The organism is Mycobacterium sp. E1747 (assembly GCF_001667775.1).
Classification (GTDB): domain Bacteria; phylum Actinomycetota; class Actinomycetes; order Mycobacteriales; family Mycobacteriaceae; genus Mycobacterium.
In genome coordinates, this window is the sequence record NZ_LZJI01000083.1 from 24,881 (window position 1) to 40,599 (window position 15,719).

Consider the following 15,719-nt stretch of genomic DNA (forward strand, 5'->3'; position numbering starts at 1 on the left):
GGGTCGAATTGCGCCACAGAGTCATCCGCCCGGAAGCAGACCGACCGCGCCGAGATCGTCAACGCATGCGGCGCCCCGCAGCATCATGCCGTCGAGCAAGTCTCGCCCCTCCGCGGTGGCGACATCCCAGCGCGTGGAGACGAGCATCGGGTAGACGAGCCCCCAGACCGTGGCGATCCGGTACTGCCTCCATGCCGTGTCCCACGAGTAATCGGTGACGCCGCGCTCGCGCAGCCCCTCCCACCATGCGCGTACCAACTCCTCGTCGTGTCCCCGACGCACATCCGTCCGCATGCTTTGCGACACCACATACGCCACGTCGAAAACCCCGCAGGCCTGACCCGCCATTTGGAAGTCGATGAATATCGGCACGCCGTCATCACCGATGAAGAGATTGTCTGAACGCAACTCACCGTGAATGATCGTGCGCGGGTGGGACAGCTCCGCGACAAAGAACGGAATCAACTCGGCGAACCGCTCACATGTTCGCGCGACCGCAGCGGGGATGTCGTCCGCGAGGCGGGAACCGATGGCTGGCCACGCGATCCGGCAGACCTCCCCGAACGTTGACCACACCATCAGCGCCCGGTCAGAGTCCATGCGCGGCAACGTCTCTGCCAATCCGTCGAGCACCGGGTTGTTCCATCCCCACGCATGCAGTGCAGCCAGGCCGCGTACGACCGACGCCGCGTTGGCTAGCGACAGCCCCGTGCGCTGGTCTGCGGCGACGAGCGGGGCGAGGTCCTCGATGATCAGGATCGTGTCGCTGGAGTTCGGATCCGATTCGGTGACGATGGGCCGCGGTGTGCGGACGGGAGCCGACGATGAGCCGTGCGCGACGTGGCGATAGAACGCCAGCTCTCGCCCGTACGAGCCGATCACATCGTGCACGTCGCGCGTCGGCCCTGGCGGAAAGGGCATCTTGACCACCGCACTCACGGTTAAGCCCGAGGTGGTGGCGTATTGCATCCGGAACAGTTCACCGCCAAATGCGGAGTGCTCGCCAAGCGGTGCCTTGAGAAGGATATTCGCTCGGTCGTCGTCCGCGATCTGACCACCTCGTCGCAGCGCGGCCGTCAGCCACGCATCGTCGACCTGGTCCTGGTTCGCTGGAATCATTGCGCGGCTACAACCTTCCGGATGAAGCCCGGGCTCGCCAGGACTCGACGACGCCCTGGTTCTGCCCCGGGGTCGTGCCATAGATGATGATCTCGTCGGCACCGGCGTTGCGGAATTCGAGCATCTTGTCGACGCACTGTTCGGAAGTGCCCAGCGCGCACGATTCGGCTATCCACTCGTCGGGGATGAATCTGGTCGCCTCCATAAGATCCCGCCGGTGAAAATGCTCGTCGGCGGATGCCATTCCGGCAAATTCATCAGCCTGCTGCAGCCGCACCGCCGGAGCGAGATCCCAGTTGTTGACCTTCACGGTCGCCTTCGCCCAGTGGTCGATCTGCATATACGTCACCGCACGCGCGTACGTCTGCTGGCGAGTCTCGAATTCGTCGAGATCGGGTGCGGTGATTACACACTGGGCGACTCGGACCGTGCCCGGATCGCGCCCGATCCTCTCGCAAGCGACGTCGATGTTCTTCCGCGCTGCCCGGGTGGCTTCGGGAGTGAGCAAGGGGCACAGCATGATCCCGTCGAACGCTTCTGCGACTGCCCTTGCCGCACGCGGACCGCCGAAGCTGCCGTACCAAACGGGGGGTGGATCACCGTGGTAGGTGTCGCCCATCGCCAGCCCGTGGAAGCTCCCTGCCGGACCGTCGTAGTCCACGCGCTCCCCCCGCCACAACTGGCGCAGAAGCCCGACGTAGTCGACCAGCCCCGCGTATCCGGGAGCGGCCGAGAGGCCCAGCGCGACGCGGTTGTAATCGGCTTCGCCCTGCCCCAGTCCGAGCACGAATCGCGGCCCGTAGCACGCTTGCATGGTCGCCGCGAACGCGGCCATCAGCTTGGGGTGGCGATCGCTGGGCCGAATGACACCAGTACCCAGTTCGAGCCGGCTCGTGTGAGCCGCCATCCCGCTGAGGAGGGTGGCCGCTTCCTTGATGTTGAATCTCTCGGACAACCACACTCGGCGAAAGCCAATCCGTTCAGCGTCGATTGCGTCGGCGAAGCCCTGGATCGGGGTCCTCACCTCGGTCGTGTTCGCCAGGCCATCCGGCAATTGCGACTGAAGGCGCCCACCCAACACGAACGTACTTAGGTCGTCGACGACCGGCGCCGCCCCAGTCGCTTCCATGACATCGGATTGCGCTGGCATCCCTACTAGTCCTCCTCGTGCAATGGCTGGTTCTCGAAGCGAAGGCGCGCGGCGTCGTTGCGACCGACGCCTTCGAATAACTCATATGGATAGTCCATTTTACATGCCACGAGCGGCTGCCAGGGGCGCGCGTGTCATCTAAATAAGCTGTGTATGAACACAATTTGGAAACTATAACCCACACCAACAAATCAGACTACTAGTTTGTTTTTTCGCGGCGCGATGATAATGTCCGCTTGTCCCGTGACGACAGTCACAGTTCCCGCGACACGAGGAGACCCCTTGCTGGAAACGGCGATTCCGTACGGCAACAACCGCAACATTCCGACGGCCCAAATAGCACCGTTCGTCGACGCGATGGTCGCCAGCGGCGCCGTGGACACCTTCTGGGCATGGGATGAACTGACCTCTTGGTTCCCCGAGCATCTCTGGAACACCGACAACACAGGCTTCGCCGAGCTGCTCCCCCTTCATTCGACCAACGATCCGTTCCTGCTCGCGGCAATGGCCGCGCAAGCCAATTCCCGTCTGGGCGTGCACCTATCGACCGACGCCGTGCGCGCCCGCCCTGCCGAGCTGATGCGCAGTCTGATGACGCTGGCGACGGCGACGGACCGTCGTCCAGTCCTCGCAATCGGCGCAGGCGAGCTTCGTCAAGCCAAGCCGTTCGGGTACCGCAGGAAGGAGGGACTGGGTCGGCTGGAAGACGTCCTACGGCTCTCCCGCCTGCTATGGGAGCGGGACGAACCGTTCGACTTCGACGGCAACTACTGGAAGTTCGATAAGGCGTTCCTGGGCGCGGCCCGTCCGGAGCGACGCCCCGAGCTCTGGGCACTCGGAGGTGGCCCACGCCTGATCGAGCTCGCCGCGCAGTACGCGGACGGCTTCGAGACGAACGCCCCGGTCGGGACGCTGGATCCCGAGCACTACGCCGCCCAAGTCAAGCACCTCAAGGAACGTGTGGAGGCGCATGGCCGCGACCCCGAGGCTTTCGGCTTCGGGGTGTGGTTCGCCACGTTCATGCACGACGATGCCGAGGTTCTGCAGCGCGCCTTCAATAACCCGTTGATGAAGTTCTTTGCCCCGATCTTCGGCCGTAGCAGTCAAAGCGCCTGGCAACGAGAGGGTCTCGAGCCGGTGATGCCGCTCGACTACAACTACGCGATCCGATTCAACCCGTTCGAACTCTCAGAGGCCGAGGCTCAGTCGATTGTCGACCGCACGCCGGCAAAGATGGTCGAACGTGCGCTGCACGTCGGCACACCGGCTGAATGCGCCGCCATCGCACGCCAATACGTCGAAGCCGGAGCAACCTTCGTAGGCCTGGTCGACGTGCTGCCATTGGTGCTCGGGCCTGCAGAGGCAGACGCATGCGGAGCCCGGGCGATGGAGTTCATGACTCACCTGCGCGCGTGACCCCGATGTGACGGGTTCGGGGCCATCCGACCGCCATCGGATGGCCCCGACCGTTTCACGGACCTTAGCGGTGCCCGGTCACCCAGCCCGTCTCCGCGCCCGGCGGATCGATACCGAGCAGACCGGCGAGCACCATCGACGCCGGGTTGGTGGTGGGCATCGGGTTGTCGGACGGCATCAACCCCTTGTCCATGAGCATGTGCGCCAGACGCATCATGACGATGGAGAGCCGGGTGCCCGCGAGAATCTCGTAGAATTCGGTGTGCAGTAGCGGAGCGCCGGCGAGTTCGCTGTATCGAGCGAGCATCTGCTCCTGGCTGGGCATTCCGTCGGGTATCGGCACTCCGATCCCCTCGGTGTACATCCTGTTCAGGAAGGCGAACCAACCGAGGTCGATCTCGGCGGGACCAAGGGCGAGCAGTTCCCAGTCGAGCACCGCGGTGACCCGGCAGTCGTCGTCGAACATCATGTTCCCCGGCCTCGCGTCACCCCAGACGAGCCCGAGTGCGGACTCGTCCTCCGGGACGTTATCGGTCAGCCACTGCAGCGCCGTTTCGACTACCCTGTGTGCCTTGCCATTTCGGCAGAATTCGAAGAAGTCCTGCCAGTATTTGATGTGCTGTCCCGTGGCACTGCCAGCGGCCCGATCCGGATGGCCGAGGATCTCCGATGTGAATCCACTCGTGTCCGCGCGGTGGACCTGTGCCAGTGCAGCGAGGCCGTTTTCGAATATCGCGGCACGTTGTTCGGGTTGCAGCTCGGTAAACCAGCCACCGGCGGTGAACGGTGGGTCATCCCCGAGCGTTCGGCCATGAAGCTGTTGCATCAGCAGGAACGGGCCGCCGAGAATCGCTGTGTCGTATTCGACGCTGAGCACAGCGGGAACCGGTGCCTTCGTGGTGGCGCCCACGGACTCCATCGCGCTGGCTTCTCGGCGCAGGTCGTAATCGGGAAACACCTCACCGCCGGGCAGGATGACCCGCGCAGCCAGCTTCTCGAGGTGGGTACACCCGTCGGCGTCGATCCTAATTAGATCGAATAAAATTGTCTCGCTGGACATCCCGGCGGAGTGCGGCATGTGAAGATCTGTAACCGTGACACCGGTGTCACCCGGATGGGTCTTCTCCCACCATTCAGCGAGCGACGTCGCCGCGCGCTGGGGGTCGGTCGTGTTCGACAGAGCCATTCGTGACCTCCCTTCAGCGCATCTCGACAGACGGCAGCATCGAACGCCGATAGTCACGCTCGATGACGGCCCAGCCTTCGGCGCCATCCTCGGCGACGATGCGGAAAGCGCCCTGAGTGACGAACAGCGGATCCTCCTCTTCGTCATGGGCGGCACCGTTGACATTCAGGTTCGGCTCCAGCAGCGACAGCGTGTAACCGTGCAACCATTCCGCGGTATAGCGACGGGGCGTCTCACCGCCGAGTTCTACCACGACGTCGTGTGGCCGGTGGGTCGCAAGATCTTCCAGCCCCGTGATGCGCAGGTCGTAGCCGATCTCGCACCTGCCGTCTTGTTGTATCGAGAAGACCCGATGATCCACGTCGCCGTGGCGACGCCAATTCACCAGTCCATTGGACACACGACCGACTTCCGGAAAGACGGCGACGAAAAAGTGCAACCCGCCGAAGTCGGCAAAGTTCCTCGGCCCGCTTGAGTGATCGCGATACCCCACGCCGTCCAACCGCCATTCCCGTCCACCCTCGGTCGAGAGTGTGCCCGTGGTCCGGAATCCCTGGGTGTGATGGAACGCAGCCCAGCTGAGGTTCTCGAACCCAAGTGCTCCATGCATATCCCACACTGGTGCGGCGGCGTCGAGTTCGACGGCAAATCTGAACGCGACAGCACGCGACGATCCGACTGGACCCTTCGCCATCTGCTCGCGTGTCGTCGGCTCGCCCGCGCCGTCGAACGTCACTCGCCACCTTTTCAGCGGCTCGACGCACTCCACCCGCAGATTGCCGGTGGCGGGCCCGCGGTCGTCGACGGCTCGACCCCACGACCTGTCGGCCAGCAGCGTGCCGTCGGGCAGCATCGCGATCACCTGACCCCACCAGAGGTCGAGGTCACCGGGCCATCTGCCGATGTGGATGAATAAACCCACGCCGGCCTCAGGACTCCAGACCTGGAAGAACTGCGTCTCACTCCAGTCCGTGACGTCATGCCGCACGGCATGTAGCAACTCGTGCTCCGGCTGAACGCTGAACGGGTTGTCGCCGTGCAGAATTCGGGGTTCAAGTGTTTGTGACATGACCACCTTCAGTTCGCGAGAGGACCGGCGTCGAGCCCGGGACCATGCACCCACCAAGCCGTTGTGACACCGAGCACTTTTCTATGCCAGAATAAAGTCAGATGTCAAGTATGAGTTTATTCAGCCGCTGCCGACCGACCCTCTATCGGACCACTACGCAAGGAGTGCGGAGTGCAGTTCCTACACTTCCTGCATGAATGGCCAGTCGAACATCCGGCGGACCCGCGAGCAGCAGCGCGCGCACTACCGCGCCACGCTGGTCGAGGGCATGCGCAGACTGCTCGCGCGGAAGGCATACACGGAGATCACGGTCGACGACATCCTGGCCGAATCGGGTGTGGCACGTGCGACGTACTATGCCAACTTCAAGGCGAAGTCCGAACTCCTTCTCGAAGTCGCCGCGGATTTGTATCGCGATGCGTTGGTGGCGGCGGGGCCGTGGTGGCAGCTGAAGGCGGGAGCCTCACGTGGCGACTTGATGGATGCGCTCGGTGGAGTCTTCGACCTGTATCTGCCCAATAAATTCACGATGGCCGCCCTGACGGAGGCATCGGCCTACGAGCCCGAAGTTCAGGGGCAAGTCCAACGGCTGCAACGCGGCTCGATCGTGCGCCTGGAACGTCATATCCGGGAGGGCCAGCGTGGCGGCACCATCAGAGGCTCGCTTTATCCCAAGGAGATTGCAGGGTGGTTGATCTGGATGGTGGAACGGGGTCTGTACCAGATGGCGACGTCGGCGAACGCGCGTCAGCAGCGACGTCTGCTGGAGTCGCTGACCGACATCGTCTGGCACACGCTCTACGACATGCACGACTGACAGCGGGTCAGCGCGAACGCTCCGATGGCAACGTGGACGGCCGGTAGTCGCGAATGACGAGTCCGGCGCCGCTTTCCCCGTCGGACCAACGAAACTTCACGATCGCCAACGACGACAACACGTCGTCCCTGCCCAAGAGCGCTCCGTTGATGTTCTCGTTCGGATAACCGAGGGTGATGGTGAAGTGGTTGATGACCTCCGCGGTCACTCGGAACGCATCGTCGCCGGGGCGACGAATTGCGAAGTCCACCGTCCTGGGCTCGGCGCTGACGTTATCCCGAAGCCCGGTCATCTCGACATGCGGGATGATCTCGTAGATCCCATTTTCGTAGAGTCCGAACATCCGGATCGCCACGTCCTCCGTCTCACGCGACCACGCGACGAGCGAGTGGAAGGTGCGCCGGCTCGCCGGGAAGCCGCCGAAGGCGAAGTGATCGCCACCCATCTTGCTGAAATCCCTAGGGCCGGTGGAGTGATCACGAAATCCGACACCGGTGACGTCGAAGGTTTCGTCACCGATGCGCAGCTGCCCCTTCGACCAGAGGTTCTGCTCCTGATGCGCGTTCGCCCAGTCGAACGCGCCCGACCCCAGAATCCTGGCGAAGTCGCACACGGGTGCGGCGGCACTGAACTCGACGTGGAACGACATCCGAACCGCCAAGCCCGCGCCGACAACTCGGGTGGCCATCTCGGTCGCATTCGTGAGTTCGCCCGCACCGTCGAACGTCATGTGCCACTTCCGCAGCGGCTCGACACACGTGATTCTGAGATTGCCTGTGGCAGGGCCTCGGTCGTCCGGCGCTCGTCCAAAGGAACGGTCCGCCACGATCCGCCCATCTGCGAGCACCGCGATCGTCTGCGCCCACCACATCTCCAGATCGCCCGGTTGTCGGCCCACATGGACGAAGACCGAGTCGCCGGATTGCGGATTGACCGCGATGAAGAACATCGTTTCGCTGTAATGCGGGAGTTCAGGATGAGTGGGCTGCAAGAGATCGCGCGCGCCATCGAACTCGAATGGATTGTCTCCCTGGTGAATACCGTGAGACAGGTCTGCCGTGGTCACGTCAGAGCACCGCTGCCTCGGTCGCGAAGGCGCCGACCACTCGCGTGGGATCGATGTCGCGGCTCAGGCCGAGGCTGTCCACGATCTCGAGAGCGCCCGTGTAGCCCGCATGCGCCGCCTGCTCGAGGCCCAACCCCCCCACCGGGGTCGTACCCTCGCCGACGTACCAGAGTGCGTCGACCGTCGGCGAGCGCCTCGGCACCTTCGGGCCCAGGTAGGCCGGGTTCAACCAGTGATGGCCGTGCCGCAAATGTGTACGAGCATCGATGGCCTCGGTCCAGCCGGGATATAGCTCCTCGAGCACGGTGTCGACGTATTCGTCGACCGCGGCGTCGTCGAGCGCGGCCTTGCCAGGAAGGTCCTTTATCCAGACCGGGACCAATTGTCGATCGTCGGGTGAGAACCACGGCGCGACGGTGCTACTCGGGGCTATCCACACCAGGCCACCCGTGCTGGGGTCGACCAGGATGAGGAAGGTCTTGACGTCGACGAGAGGCTGCTTGAGCAGGGTGAGCACGAATACCTCGTCGAGGGCCAGCGGCGACTCCTTCTCCAGCGGCGCCCTTAACTCACTCGGCAACGGATCCAGAAGAGCTGGGAGACGCGGGTTTCCGACAGCCATGGCGACATGCGCGGCGCGCGCGGTTCGACCGTCCTTCATCTCCACCCCAACCGCCCGTCCGTCTACGACGACGATTCGCGCGACGGCAGTGCCGGTCCAGACTTCGCTTCCGTACTTCTTTACCGCCTCGCCGAGCGGCCAGACCAGACCGGTTTGCGCATCGGGTTCGATGACGCATGTCCAGCTCTCGCCACCCAGGAACGACCGCAGGCTCGCCACGGCGCCGAATACCGAGAGGTGATCGGGGATGGACTCGGCAGACAAGCTGGTGAACATGGCGCCCAGCTGAACCATCATCATCTTCGAGATTGGATCGGCCCCGATGTCATCCAACCACTCAGTGAACGGCTTGTCCGCGAGGGCGAACAACTCTTCGTAGGGAATGGCCAGCGCATGGTAGAGCGCGCGCTCGACGCCGCTGCGGATGTTCTCGTCCTCCACGGGGAGAATCGCGAACAGCGCGTCGCTGACGGACTTGGCCGACAGAACGGTAGGCAGCGTGATCCTGGCACCGCCCCGTACTCCCAGGACGGCGTCGGTCTCGAGATGTACGCGGGCGGGGAGGTTGTGTTCGCGCATCACCCGCGCCCAGGCGCCGCCACCCCAACCGACGTGCCACCACGGATGCTGGATGATCGCCCGGTGCCCGTCGACGATCGGGCTTCGCAGGTTGCGGCCCAGTTCGCGAGTCTCGGCTACGAGCAGCGTGTGCGCCCCCCGCGCAGCGAGGGTCGCAGCGCAGACCGCGCCGGCCGCTCCGCCGCCGACCACGATCACGTCAAATGTGTTCTCCGGGTTAGCCATAGTGATGGCACCGTAAAGTTCGTCCCGTGGTCGCGACAATGCGCGGTTCGGCCAGTTAGTTGCTGATTGCGGCCATTACCATGCGCGACCTACCATCGGCTGGTGATCTCGTTCGGAGCCATGCGAACTGCCGCAAGTGCCAGGGTGCTGATGGCGTTCGGCGCAGCCCGAGGTATCGGCCAGGACGTAATGCTCGCCGGCACCGGGCTCGGACGGGGCGACCTTACGGACCCGGACGCCGAGATCCGGACACACCAGGAGCTTCGACTCATCGAGAATCTCGCGGGGGTGCTGCCAGCCGACCCGTCACCGGGCTTGACGGCGGGCGGCCGATACACGATCGGGGCGTTCGGAATGCTCGGATTTGCGTTGATGAGCAGTCGCACCCTGACCGAAGCCCTCCAGGTCGGCCTGCGATTTCAGGATCAAGCTCTGAGTTTTGCCAAGGTGTCGGTGCACGGCGACGGCGCATCCGTCTGCATCGAAGTGGATGCGACGCACCTGCCGACGGCGGTTAGGCGTTTCGTTACGGACCACGAGATCGGCATCCTCTGGAACATCTTCTCCGTGCTCGGCGGAACGGCACCGCGCGTGATGGACGCGGGCCTGGCATACGCGGTGGAGGATGCCTCCCCGTACCGCGCACTACTGGGCGTGGGGCCCCGCCCGTCGATGTCGCGGACGTGGCTTCGTGTACCTGCGTTCGATATGAACCGTGAACTGCCCCAAGCGGACGAACGCGCCGCGCGTATGTGCCAGAAGCACTGTCTGACGATCCAGCAACGCCGCCACGAGATGATCGGCATGACGGGCCTCGTGTATGAGCGCCTGGGACGATCGCCTGCGGCGACACCATCGCTGCCGATCGTCGCACGTGACCTCCACACGACTCCGCGCTCGCTCCGGCGTCATCTCGCGGCGGAGGGCACCTCCTACCGCGACATCAATGAGCTCGTGCGACGCCAACGCGTCGAACAGTTGCTCGTCGACGAGAAGCTGTCGATCGCCGCGATCGCGGAGCGCACCGGTTTCGCCACCGCCTCGGCGCTGACACATGCTTTCAAGCGATGGCACGGGATGACGCCCAGCACCTATCGGATGCGGTGCGGTTCGGCGACGCGCACGTCCACCGATTCGAATATTGGTTAGATATTGCGCGGGATCGCCGCGGCGACTCACATGACGGGGTAGCGTTGTCGTTGTGCACGGTGTGTGCACAACGACAACTTGACGTCCGTTCGGGGGTTCCAGGATGACCTTGGCCGGCTTCGACCTGCAGTCGATCGACGCACCGAAGATGCACGGCGTGTTCGCTGCCATGCGCGAAGACGGTGACGGCGTGCACGCCGTGGATTCGCTCGGGACGTTGTTCTTCCGATACGACGATGTCATGCAGATCTTGTCGATGCCCGACGAGTTCTCGAGTGCGATCTTCTTGGGCGGCCCGCAAGCCGCGCACGATGAAGGCAGCGCACGGCAGCGGCTCGCGGTCGATACCGTGGGCAACATCCTGCTGTTCCTTGATGCACCAGCGCACACGCGTTTGCGATCCCTCGTCCGACATGCGTTTTCGGCCAAGGCGATTCTGCTCTGGGAACAGACCGTCGAGTCCGTGGTCGACGAGGTGATCGCCGATCTGATCCCGCACCGTGGCGAGATCGTGGACTACAACGAGGTGGTGGCGCACGTTGTGCCGATTCGTGTCATCTCCGAGATCCTCGGAATTGATCCCGGCGACTATCCGTACTTCAAACGCATGACGACGGCCTTCGTCAACGTCTTCGATGCAGCGGTCACCGGGCAGGCGCGAGCCGAGGCGCTCGAGCTGGCCGGAGAATTGAGTGAGTTCACGGTCTCGCTCATCGAGCATCGGCGAAGTAACCCACGTGCCGATCTGTTGGGGCTGCTCATCGCCGCCGAGGAAAACGGCGAGAAGCTCTCCACTGCTGAGTTGGTCTCCTCTGTGGCCGCGCTTCTGGCCGGTGGTTCACACACCATCGTGGGAATGTTGGGTAACGGACTCCAGTTCCTGCATGATCATCCCGACCAACTCGAACTGGTGATGCGCGACCGGCAGATGATGGCTGGAGCGGTCGATGAAATCGTCCGTCTGGAGCCGTCGGGACGTTGGACCGGCCGGGTCGCAACCCGCGACGTGCAGCTGGCCGGCCATTCCTTCCAGCAGGGCGACCTCGTGTGGGCCGGTATGGCGTCGGCCAACCGGGATCCCCGTCAGTTCGACGATCCCGAGCGCTTCGACATCACGCGTCATCCCAACCGGCACCTCGGTTTCGGTCGAGGCGTGCACTATTGCATCGGCGCTCAACTGGCCCGTCTTCAAGGCCGAATCGTGTTGCCACGCGTGTTCGAGGCCTTCCCCACCCTGTCCATCCTCACTGAGCAGCAAACATGGCGGAACGACTTCATTTCCCCAAGTCGGATCACCATGCCGGTACGCATCTGAAGCCGAGAAGCTCACGATAGCTGCCGCGGAGCCCTTGCGGCCGGGCCGAGAAATTCGAGGAGCAGATCCGCTGTCTCATCCGGCTTTTCGGCATGCGGGAAGTGACCGGCACCCTCGACGAATCGCGTGGTGAGGCCACCAATATGAAAGGCCTCCTGGCCCATGGTGAACCGGGCCGGGGTCGCGCCGTCGGCGGTACCCGCCCACACCAGCGCCGGCACGGTGGTCAGCCTGCTCATGATGTCGCGTTGACCGCGATACGACGCCAGTACCTGCGCCGCCGCCAGACTGCGGTACCACGCGAAGGGCCCACCAATCCCGCCCGCCCGGAAGGCATTCTTCACCTCCCTCAGATCAGCCTCGTCGAAGTCCCACGTCGGCGACCACCGTCGGTACAGCCGGTTGAGGTAGGCCCAGTCGTTGCGGCGAGCATGCAACTCGGCAAGACCACGGAACTGATGAACGACGAAGTGGCGGAAACGATAAAGCAATTCGGGATCGGAGAACGAGAGGTTGGCCGGATGCATTCCGGTCCCCGGCGCCACCTTCCAGATGCGTTCCGGAGCCAGGTGAGCCGCCGCGTAGGCGACCAGCGAACCCCAGTCGCACCCGACGATCGCGGCGCGCTCGGCTCTCAGCGCGGTCATCAAGCCGAGGGCATCGAGCCCACCGTCGATGAGCGAGGCGCCCCCGTCCGGCCCCTTCGACGTCGGGTAGTACCCCCTGAGGTTGGGCGCGACCGCGCGATAGCCTTCCGCCGCCAGTCGACGCGCCACCGGCAGCCAACTGTGAGCGGTGTCTGGAAAGCCGTGGTACAGCAGCACGAGAGGTCCACTGCCGACATCGAAGTAGTGCACGTCCACACCGTTCGCCTCGACCCGGTGCATGGCCGGATACTCCTCAATCGCCACGCACACCTCCTCGTCCCCGCCGGCGAACCTGGACGTCTCCAGGGAAAACGATTCCGATAAGTCTATCGCCGATTAGATTGTGCATCTGAGCGGTAACGCGACGCGTTTGGAGGAGTGCGGTGTTCCCCGAGACACCCCGAGCCCCGTTGGAGCGGGACGATGAATTGAAGTGCCTAGCCGAGGCGCTGGCCTCGGCACGCGAGGACCGCGGCGGACGGATACTCGTCGTGGGGCCGCCTGGTATCGGCAAGACTCGACTGCTACACGAAGCCGCCGGGATGGCGGCCGGGGAGGGCATGTCGGTGCTTACCGCCCGCGCCGGCGCGCTCGAACAGGACTATCCCTTCGGTCTGGCTCTTCAACTGCTCGAGGCCCGGTTCGTGCGAGCACCAGCCGCTGAGCGCACCGAGCTCCTTCGAGGCCGCGCGGGGATGGCACGTGCCCTGCTGGATGACGACGCAACGGCGGTCGTCAATCCGACCGGGGCCGACGAGTTCGCACTGGTTCATGGCCTCTATTGGGCGATCGTCAACCTCGCCGAAAGACAACCGTTGGCACTGCTGGTCGACGACGTGCACTGGGCCGACGAGCTGTCCCTGCGATTTCTGCACTACCTGTGGCAACGCCTCGATGACCTACCGGTCTGCCTCGTCATGGCGTTCCGCCGCCCTGACGACGGTCTGGAATCCGCGCGCCTTGCGTCGATTGCCGACGTTGGCGACATCGACTACCTCCACCCTGCCGAACTGAGTAGAGAGGCGGTGCGCACCATGCTCAGCCTCGATGCCCCCACCATCGCCGATCGCCCCGAAATGGCTGACGCTGCCTGGCGCGCGACGAGGGGCAATCCTTTCCTCGTGCGCGAACTGGTCGCCGCGCTACGTGACGAGCCGGAGCGTTGGCGATCGACCGCGGCCGAGGAATTGGTGAAGTTCGCGCCGGAAGCGGTCACTCGCAGTGTCGTGCAGCGCCTTACCCACCTGGGCCAGGATGCGTTCGAACTGGCACGAGCCTGCGCCGTGCTCGGCGACTCCGCAACAATGACGATGGCGGCGGGACTCGCTCGGCTGGACGCGGATCGGGTTGGAATTGCCGTGGGACGCTTGATCGCACGCGGAATCCTTGCCGGTGCCGAGACGACCGAGTTCCACCATCCGGTCATCCATGCGGCCGTTTACGACGACATCCCGGTGCCCTCCCGGACGCGAGCACACAGCGAAGCTGCCCGTCTACTGCGGGATGCCGGCGCGGGCAGTCAGGAGATTGCCCGCCACCTGGCGCTCGGTACGCCGACGCTCGAACGGTGGGCGCACGACACGTTGCACGACGCTGGCCGGGCAGCCTCGGCCAGGGGGGCACCAAAGGTCGCGGTGAGCTACTTGACCCGTGCCGTCGACTGGAGTCCCCCGGCCCGTCGCAGCTCGCGACTCCTGCTCGATCTCGGACTTGCCGAGGCTGCTTGCGGCAGGACGACTTCCCTTCGTCGCTTCGAGGAGGCGCTCGCCCACGTCGAGGATGACGGCGAGCGAGCGCGAACCCTCCAGGCACTGGGCCGCACGCTGCACCGTTACGGCCGCCACCGTGAGGCCGTCGACGTGTTTCGCCTTGGCACGGAGCTCTTCGCCCGTGATGCCGAACTGTTGATGGCGTTTCACGCTGGCTGGGCGTGTTCGTCAAACTTCGTCGCCGACGGCCGCACCGCCGCACACTCACGCCTCGAGGCGTTGGCCGCACCCGTCACGCAGCGCACACCGGTGTCGGATGCAGAACGCAATCTGCTTGCCGCCCTGGCAGTTCAGCGCGGACTGACCTCCGACGACCTGACGTCGCCCGCCGAGATCGCGACGCTGGCCCTCCAGGGCCACGCCCTGATGGACGATCCGGATTCCGACGACGACGTCGGAACCTCGCTGATCGTCGTCACGCTGCTCTTCTGCGAGCGCGAAACCTTCGCGGCGAACGTTGTCGATCGGGTACTGGCCCACGCGCGGCAACGCGGTTCGGGGCTGGCGCTGGCGGAGGCGTCATTCCTGCAGGCGATGGTGCTGCACCGGATAGGACGGGTACACGAAGCGCGGAGCGCGGCCGAACTTGCGATCGAGGGAACCGCGACCGGCTGGCACGCGACAGTGCCAGCACCACACGGCTTCCTCGTCGACTGCCTCATCGAGACGGGAGACCTCACTGCCGCTGAGAAGCTGATCCGCTCGGGCGAGATGGAGCCCGCGCGTCCGGAGGCCTCTGGTCTGAATGCGTGGTTCCACTGGTCCAGAGGGCGTCTGAAGCTCGCATGTCACGACGCCGCGGGCGCACTCTCGGACTTTGTCGCTGCCGGCCATGATCTCGAGCCGTTCACTGTCGGCAACCCGGCCGTGCTGCCATGGCGTTCCCACGCCGCCGAAGCGGCGTTCCTGCTGGAGGACCCGTCCGGGGCGCACGGGTTCGTCGACGCCGAGATCGCGCTGGCGAGAGAGAAGTCGCTCCACGGTGCTCTCGGCGCCGCACTGCGGATCAAGGCGCGAGGCCAAGCTGAGCGCGCTGCGATTGAGTCACTGACGGAATCGATCGACGTGCTCGAGAAGTCGGCACGAGAGCTCGAGCTCGCCAAGTCGCTGCTGGATCTCGGCAGGGTCCTGCGGAAAGGAGGCCAGCGGGTCGCCGCTCGCGACCCGCTACGACGAGCGATGGACATCGCCTACCGCTGTGGCGCCGTGGTGCTGCAGAATGCTGCCCGAGAGGAACTCCTGTCGGCAGGTGCGCGACCACGACGCGCCTCCATCACCGGATCCGCCTCGCTCACCGGAAGCGAGCGGAGAATCGCCGAGCTGGCCGCTCACGGCCACAGCAACCGGGTGATCGCCGAAACCTTGCTGCTGACCAAGAACACCGTCGACTGGCACCTTCGCAGCGTCTTCCGGAAGCTGGGCGTGTCGCGGCGAGAGGACGTCGGTGCCGCACTGAGTTCGTTCGGGCACAACGCATCCGAGAGCGAGTGGACGAGCGAATGACCACCCTTGCTCACGGAAAACACCACCCCCGGTGGGTGGAGAAATGTGGGCCTCACCAGTCCTAGCGTGGGATGGAACATCCGGCCC

At 64.5% G+C, this 15,719-nt stretch carries 12 protein-coding genes; 5 read left to right on the plus strand and 7 right to left on the minus strand.

Going from position 1 to position 15,719, the window contains the following annotated elements:
• Positions 1 to 21 precede the first annotated feature (21 nt).
• Positions 22 to 1,119 carry a phosphotransferase gene (locus A5695_RS08660; protein WP_068079990.1) on the minus strand — a complete coding sequence of 366 codons (1,098 nt, stop codon included), beginning with the start codon at positions 1,117 to 1,119 and terminating at the stop codon, positions 22 to 24.
• Between the two features lie 7 nt (positions 1,120 to 1,126).
• Positions 1,127 to 2,269, minus strand: a complete 1,143-nt coding sequence (locus A5695_RS08665; RefSeq protein ID WP_068079992.1) for a TIGR03857 family LLM class F420-dependent oxidoreductase — start codon at positions 2,267 to 2,269, stop codon at positions 1,127 to 1,129.
• Between the two features lie 282 nt (positions 2,270 to 2,551).
• Between A5695_RS08665 and A5695_RS08670 the strand changes: the two genes are divergently transcribed.
• Positions 2,552 to 3,685, plus strand: coding sequence for an LLM class flavin-dependent oxidoreductase (locus tag A5695_RS08670; protein WP_068079994.1), 1,134 nt, complete (start codon positions 2,552 to 2,554; stop codon positions 3,683 to 3,685).
• A gap of 64 nt (positions 3,686 to 3,749) precedes the next feature.
• Here the strand turns inward: A5695_RS08670 and A5695_RS08675 are convergent, their stop codons facing one another.
• Both A5695_RS08675 and A5695_RS08680 read right to left on the minus strand, forming a co-directional pair.
• On the minus strand, positions 3,750 to 4,871 hold the full coding sequence (locus A5695_RS08675; RefSeq protein ID WP_068079996.1) for a phosphotransferase family protein: 1,122 nt from the start codon (positions 4,869 to 4,871) through the stop codon (positions 3,750 to 3,752).
• Positions 4,872 to 4,884: 13 nt separating this feature from the next.
• Positions 4,885 to 5,940 (minus strand): hypothetical protein, encoded by a 1,056-nt coding sequence (locus A5695_RS08680; RefSeq protein WP_068080105.1) that lies wholly within the window; start codon positions 5,938 to 5,940, stop codon positions 4,885 to 4,887.
• 193 nt (positions 5,941 to 6,133) lie between these two features.
• Here A5695_RS08680 and A5695_RS08685 point away from each other — a divergent pair, with 193 nt between their 5' ends.
• Entirely contained in the window at positions 6,134 to 6,757 is a 624-nt protein-coding gene (locus A5695_RS08685; RefSeq protein ID WP_068079998.1) for a TetR/AcrR family transcriptional regulator, read from the plus strand.
• Between the two features lie 7 nt (positions 6,758 to 6,764).
• On the opposite strand, the gene A5695_RS08690 is transcribed toward A5695_RS08685, so the two are convergent.
• Both A5695_RS08690 and A5695_RS08695 read right to left on the minus strand, forming a co-directional pair.
• On the minus strand, positions 6,765 to 7,706 hold the full coding sequence (locus tag A5695_RS08690) for a hypothetical protein (protein WP_156749529.1): 942 nt from the start codon (positions 7,704 to 7,706) through the stop codon (positions 6,765 to 6,767).
• A gap of 118 nt (positions 7,707 to 7,824) precedes the next feature.
• The gene (locus A5695_RS08695; protein WP_068080002.1) at positions 7,825 to 9,249 is read right to left on the minus strand and encodes an FAD-binding protein; all 1,425 of its coding nucleotides are present in this window, start codon (positions 9,247 to 9,249) and stop codon (positions 7,825 to 7,827) included.
• 102 nt (positions 9,250 to 9,351) lie between these two features.
• Here A5695_RS08695 and A5695_RS08700 point away from each other — a divergent pair, with 102 nt between their 5' ends.
• Together A5695_RS08700 and A5695_RS08705 are read left to right on the plus strand one after the other, a co-directional pair.
• Entirely contained in the window at positions 9,352 to 10,398 is a 1,047-nt protein-coding gene (locus A5695_RS08700; protein WP_082945921.1) for an AraC family transcriptional regulator, read from the plus strand.
• A 103-nt stretch (positions 10,399 to 10,501) separates the two neighbouring features.
• Positions 10,502 to 11,713, plus strand: a complete 1,212-nt coding sequence (locus A5695_RS08705) for a cytochrome P450 (RefSeq protein WP_068080006.1) — start codon at positions 10,502 to 10,504, stop codon at positions 11,711 to 11,713.
• An 11-nt stretch (positions 11,714 to 11,724) separates the two neighbouring features.
• On the opposite strand, the gene A5695_RS08710 is transcribed toward A5695_RS08705, so the two are convergent.
• A complete protein-coding gene (locus A5695_RS08710; RefSeq protein ID WP_068080008.1) occupies positions 11,725 to 12,624 on the minus strand; it encodes an alpha/beta fold hydrolase in 900 nt (299 codons plus the stop codon).
• 119 nt (positions 12,625 to 12,743) lie between these two features.
• Between A5695_RS08710 and A5695_RS08715 the strand changes: the two genes are divergently transcribed.
• On the plus strand, positions 12,744 to 15,632 hold the full coding sequence (locus A5695_RS08715; protein ID WP_082945922.1) for an AAA family ATPase: 2,889 nt from the start codon (positions 12,744 to 12,746) through the stop codon (positions 15,630 to 15,632).
• Positions 15,633 to 15,719: the final 87 nt, after the last annotated feature.

Bases quoted from the DNA above. Each gene is read 5' to 3' on its own strand.
- A5695_RS08660 (WP_068079990.1), bottom strand. From the start codon at position 1,119: ATGATTCCAGCGAACCAGGACCAGGTCGACGATGCGTGGCTGACGGCC.
- A5695_RS08665 (WP_068079992.1), bottom strand. From the start codon at position 2,269: ATGCCAGCGCAATCCGATGTCATGGAAGCGACTGGGGCGGCGCCGGTC.
- A5695_RS08675 (WP_068079996.1), bottom strand. From the start codon at position 4,871: ATGGCTCTGTCGAACACGACCGACCCCCAGCGCGCGGCGACGTCGCTC.
- A5695_RS08680 (WP_068080105.1), bottom strand. From the start codon at position 5,940: ATGTCACAAACACTTGAACCCCGAATTCTGCACGGCGACAACCCGTTC.
- A5695_RS08685 (WP_068079998.1), top strand. From the start codon at position 6,134: ATGAATGGCCAGTCGAACATCCGGCGGACCCGCGAGCAGCAGCGCGCG.
- A5695_RS08690 (WP_156749529.1), bottom strand. From the start codon at position 7,706: ATGTTCTTCATCGCGGTCAATCCGCAATCCGGCGACTCGGTCTTCGTC.
- A5695_RS08695 (WP_068080002.1), bottom strand. From the start codon at position 9,249: ATGGCTAACCCGGAGAACACATTTGACGTGATCGTGGTCGGCGGCGGA.
- A5695_RS08705 (WP_068080006.1), top strand. From the start codon at position 10,502: ATGACCTTGGCCGGCTTCGACCTGCAGTCGATCGACGCACCGAAGATG.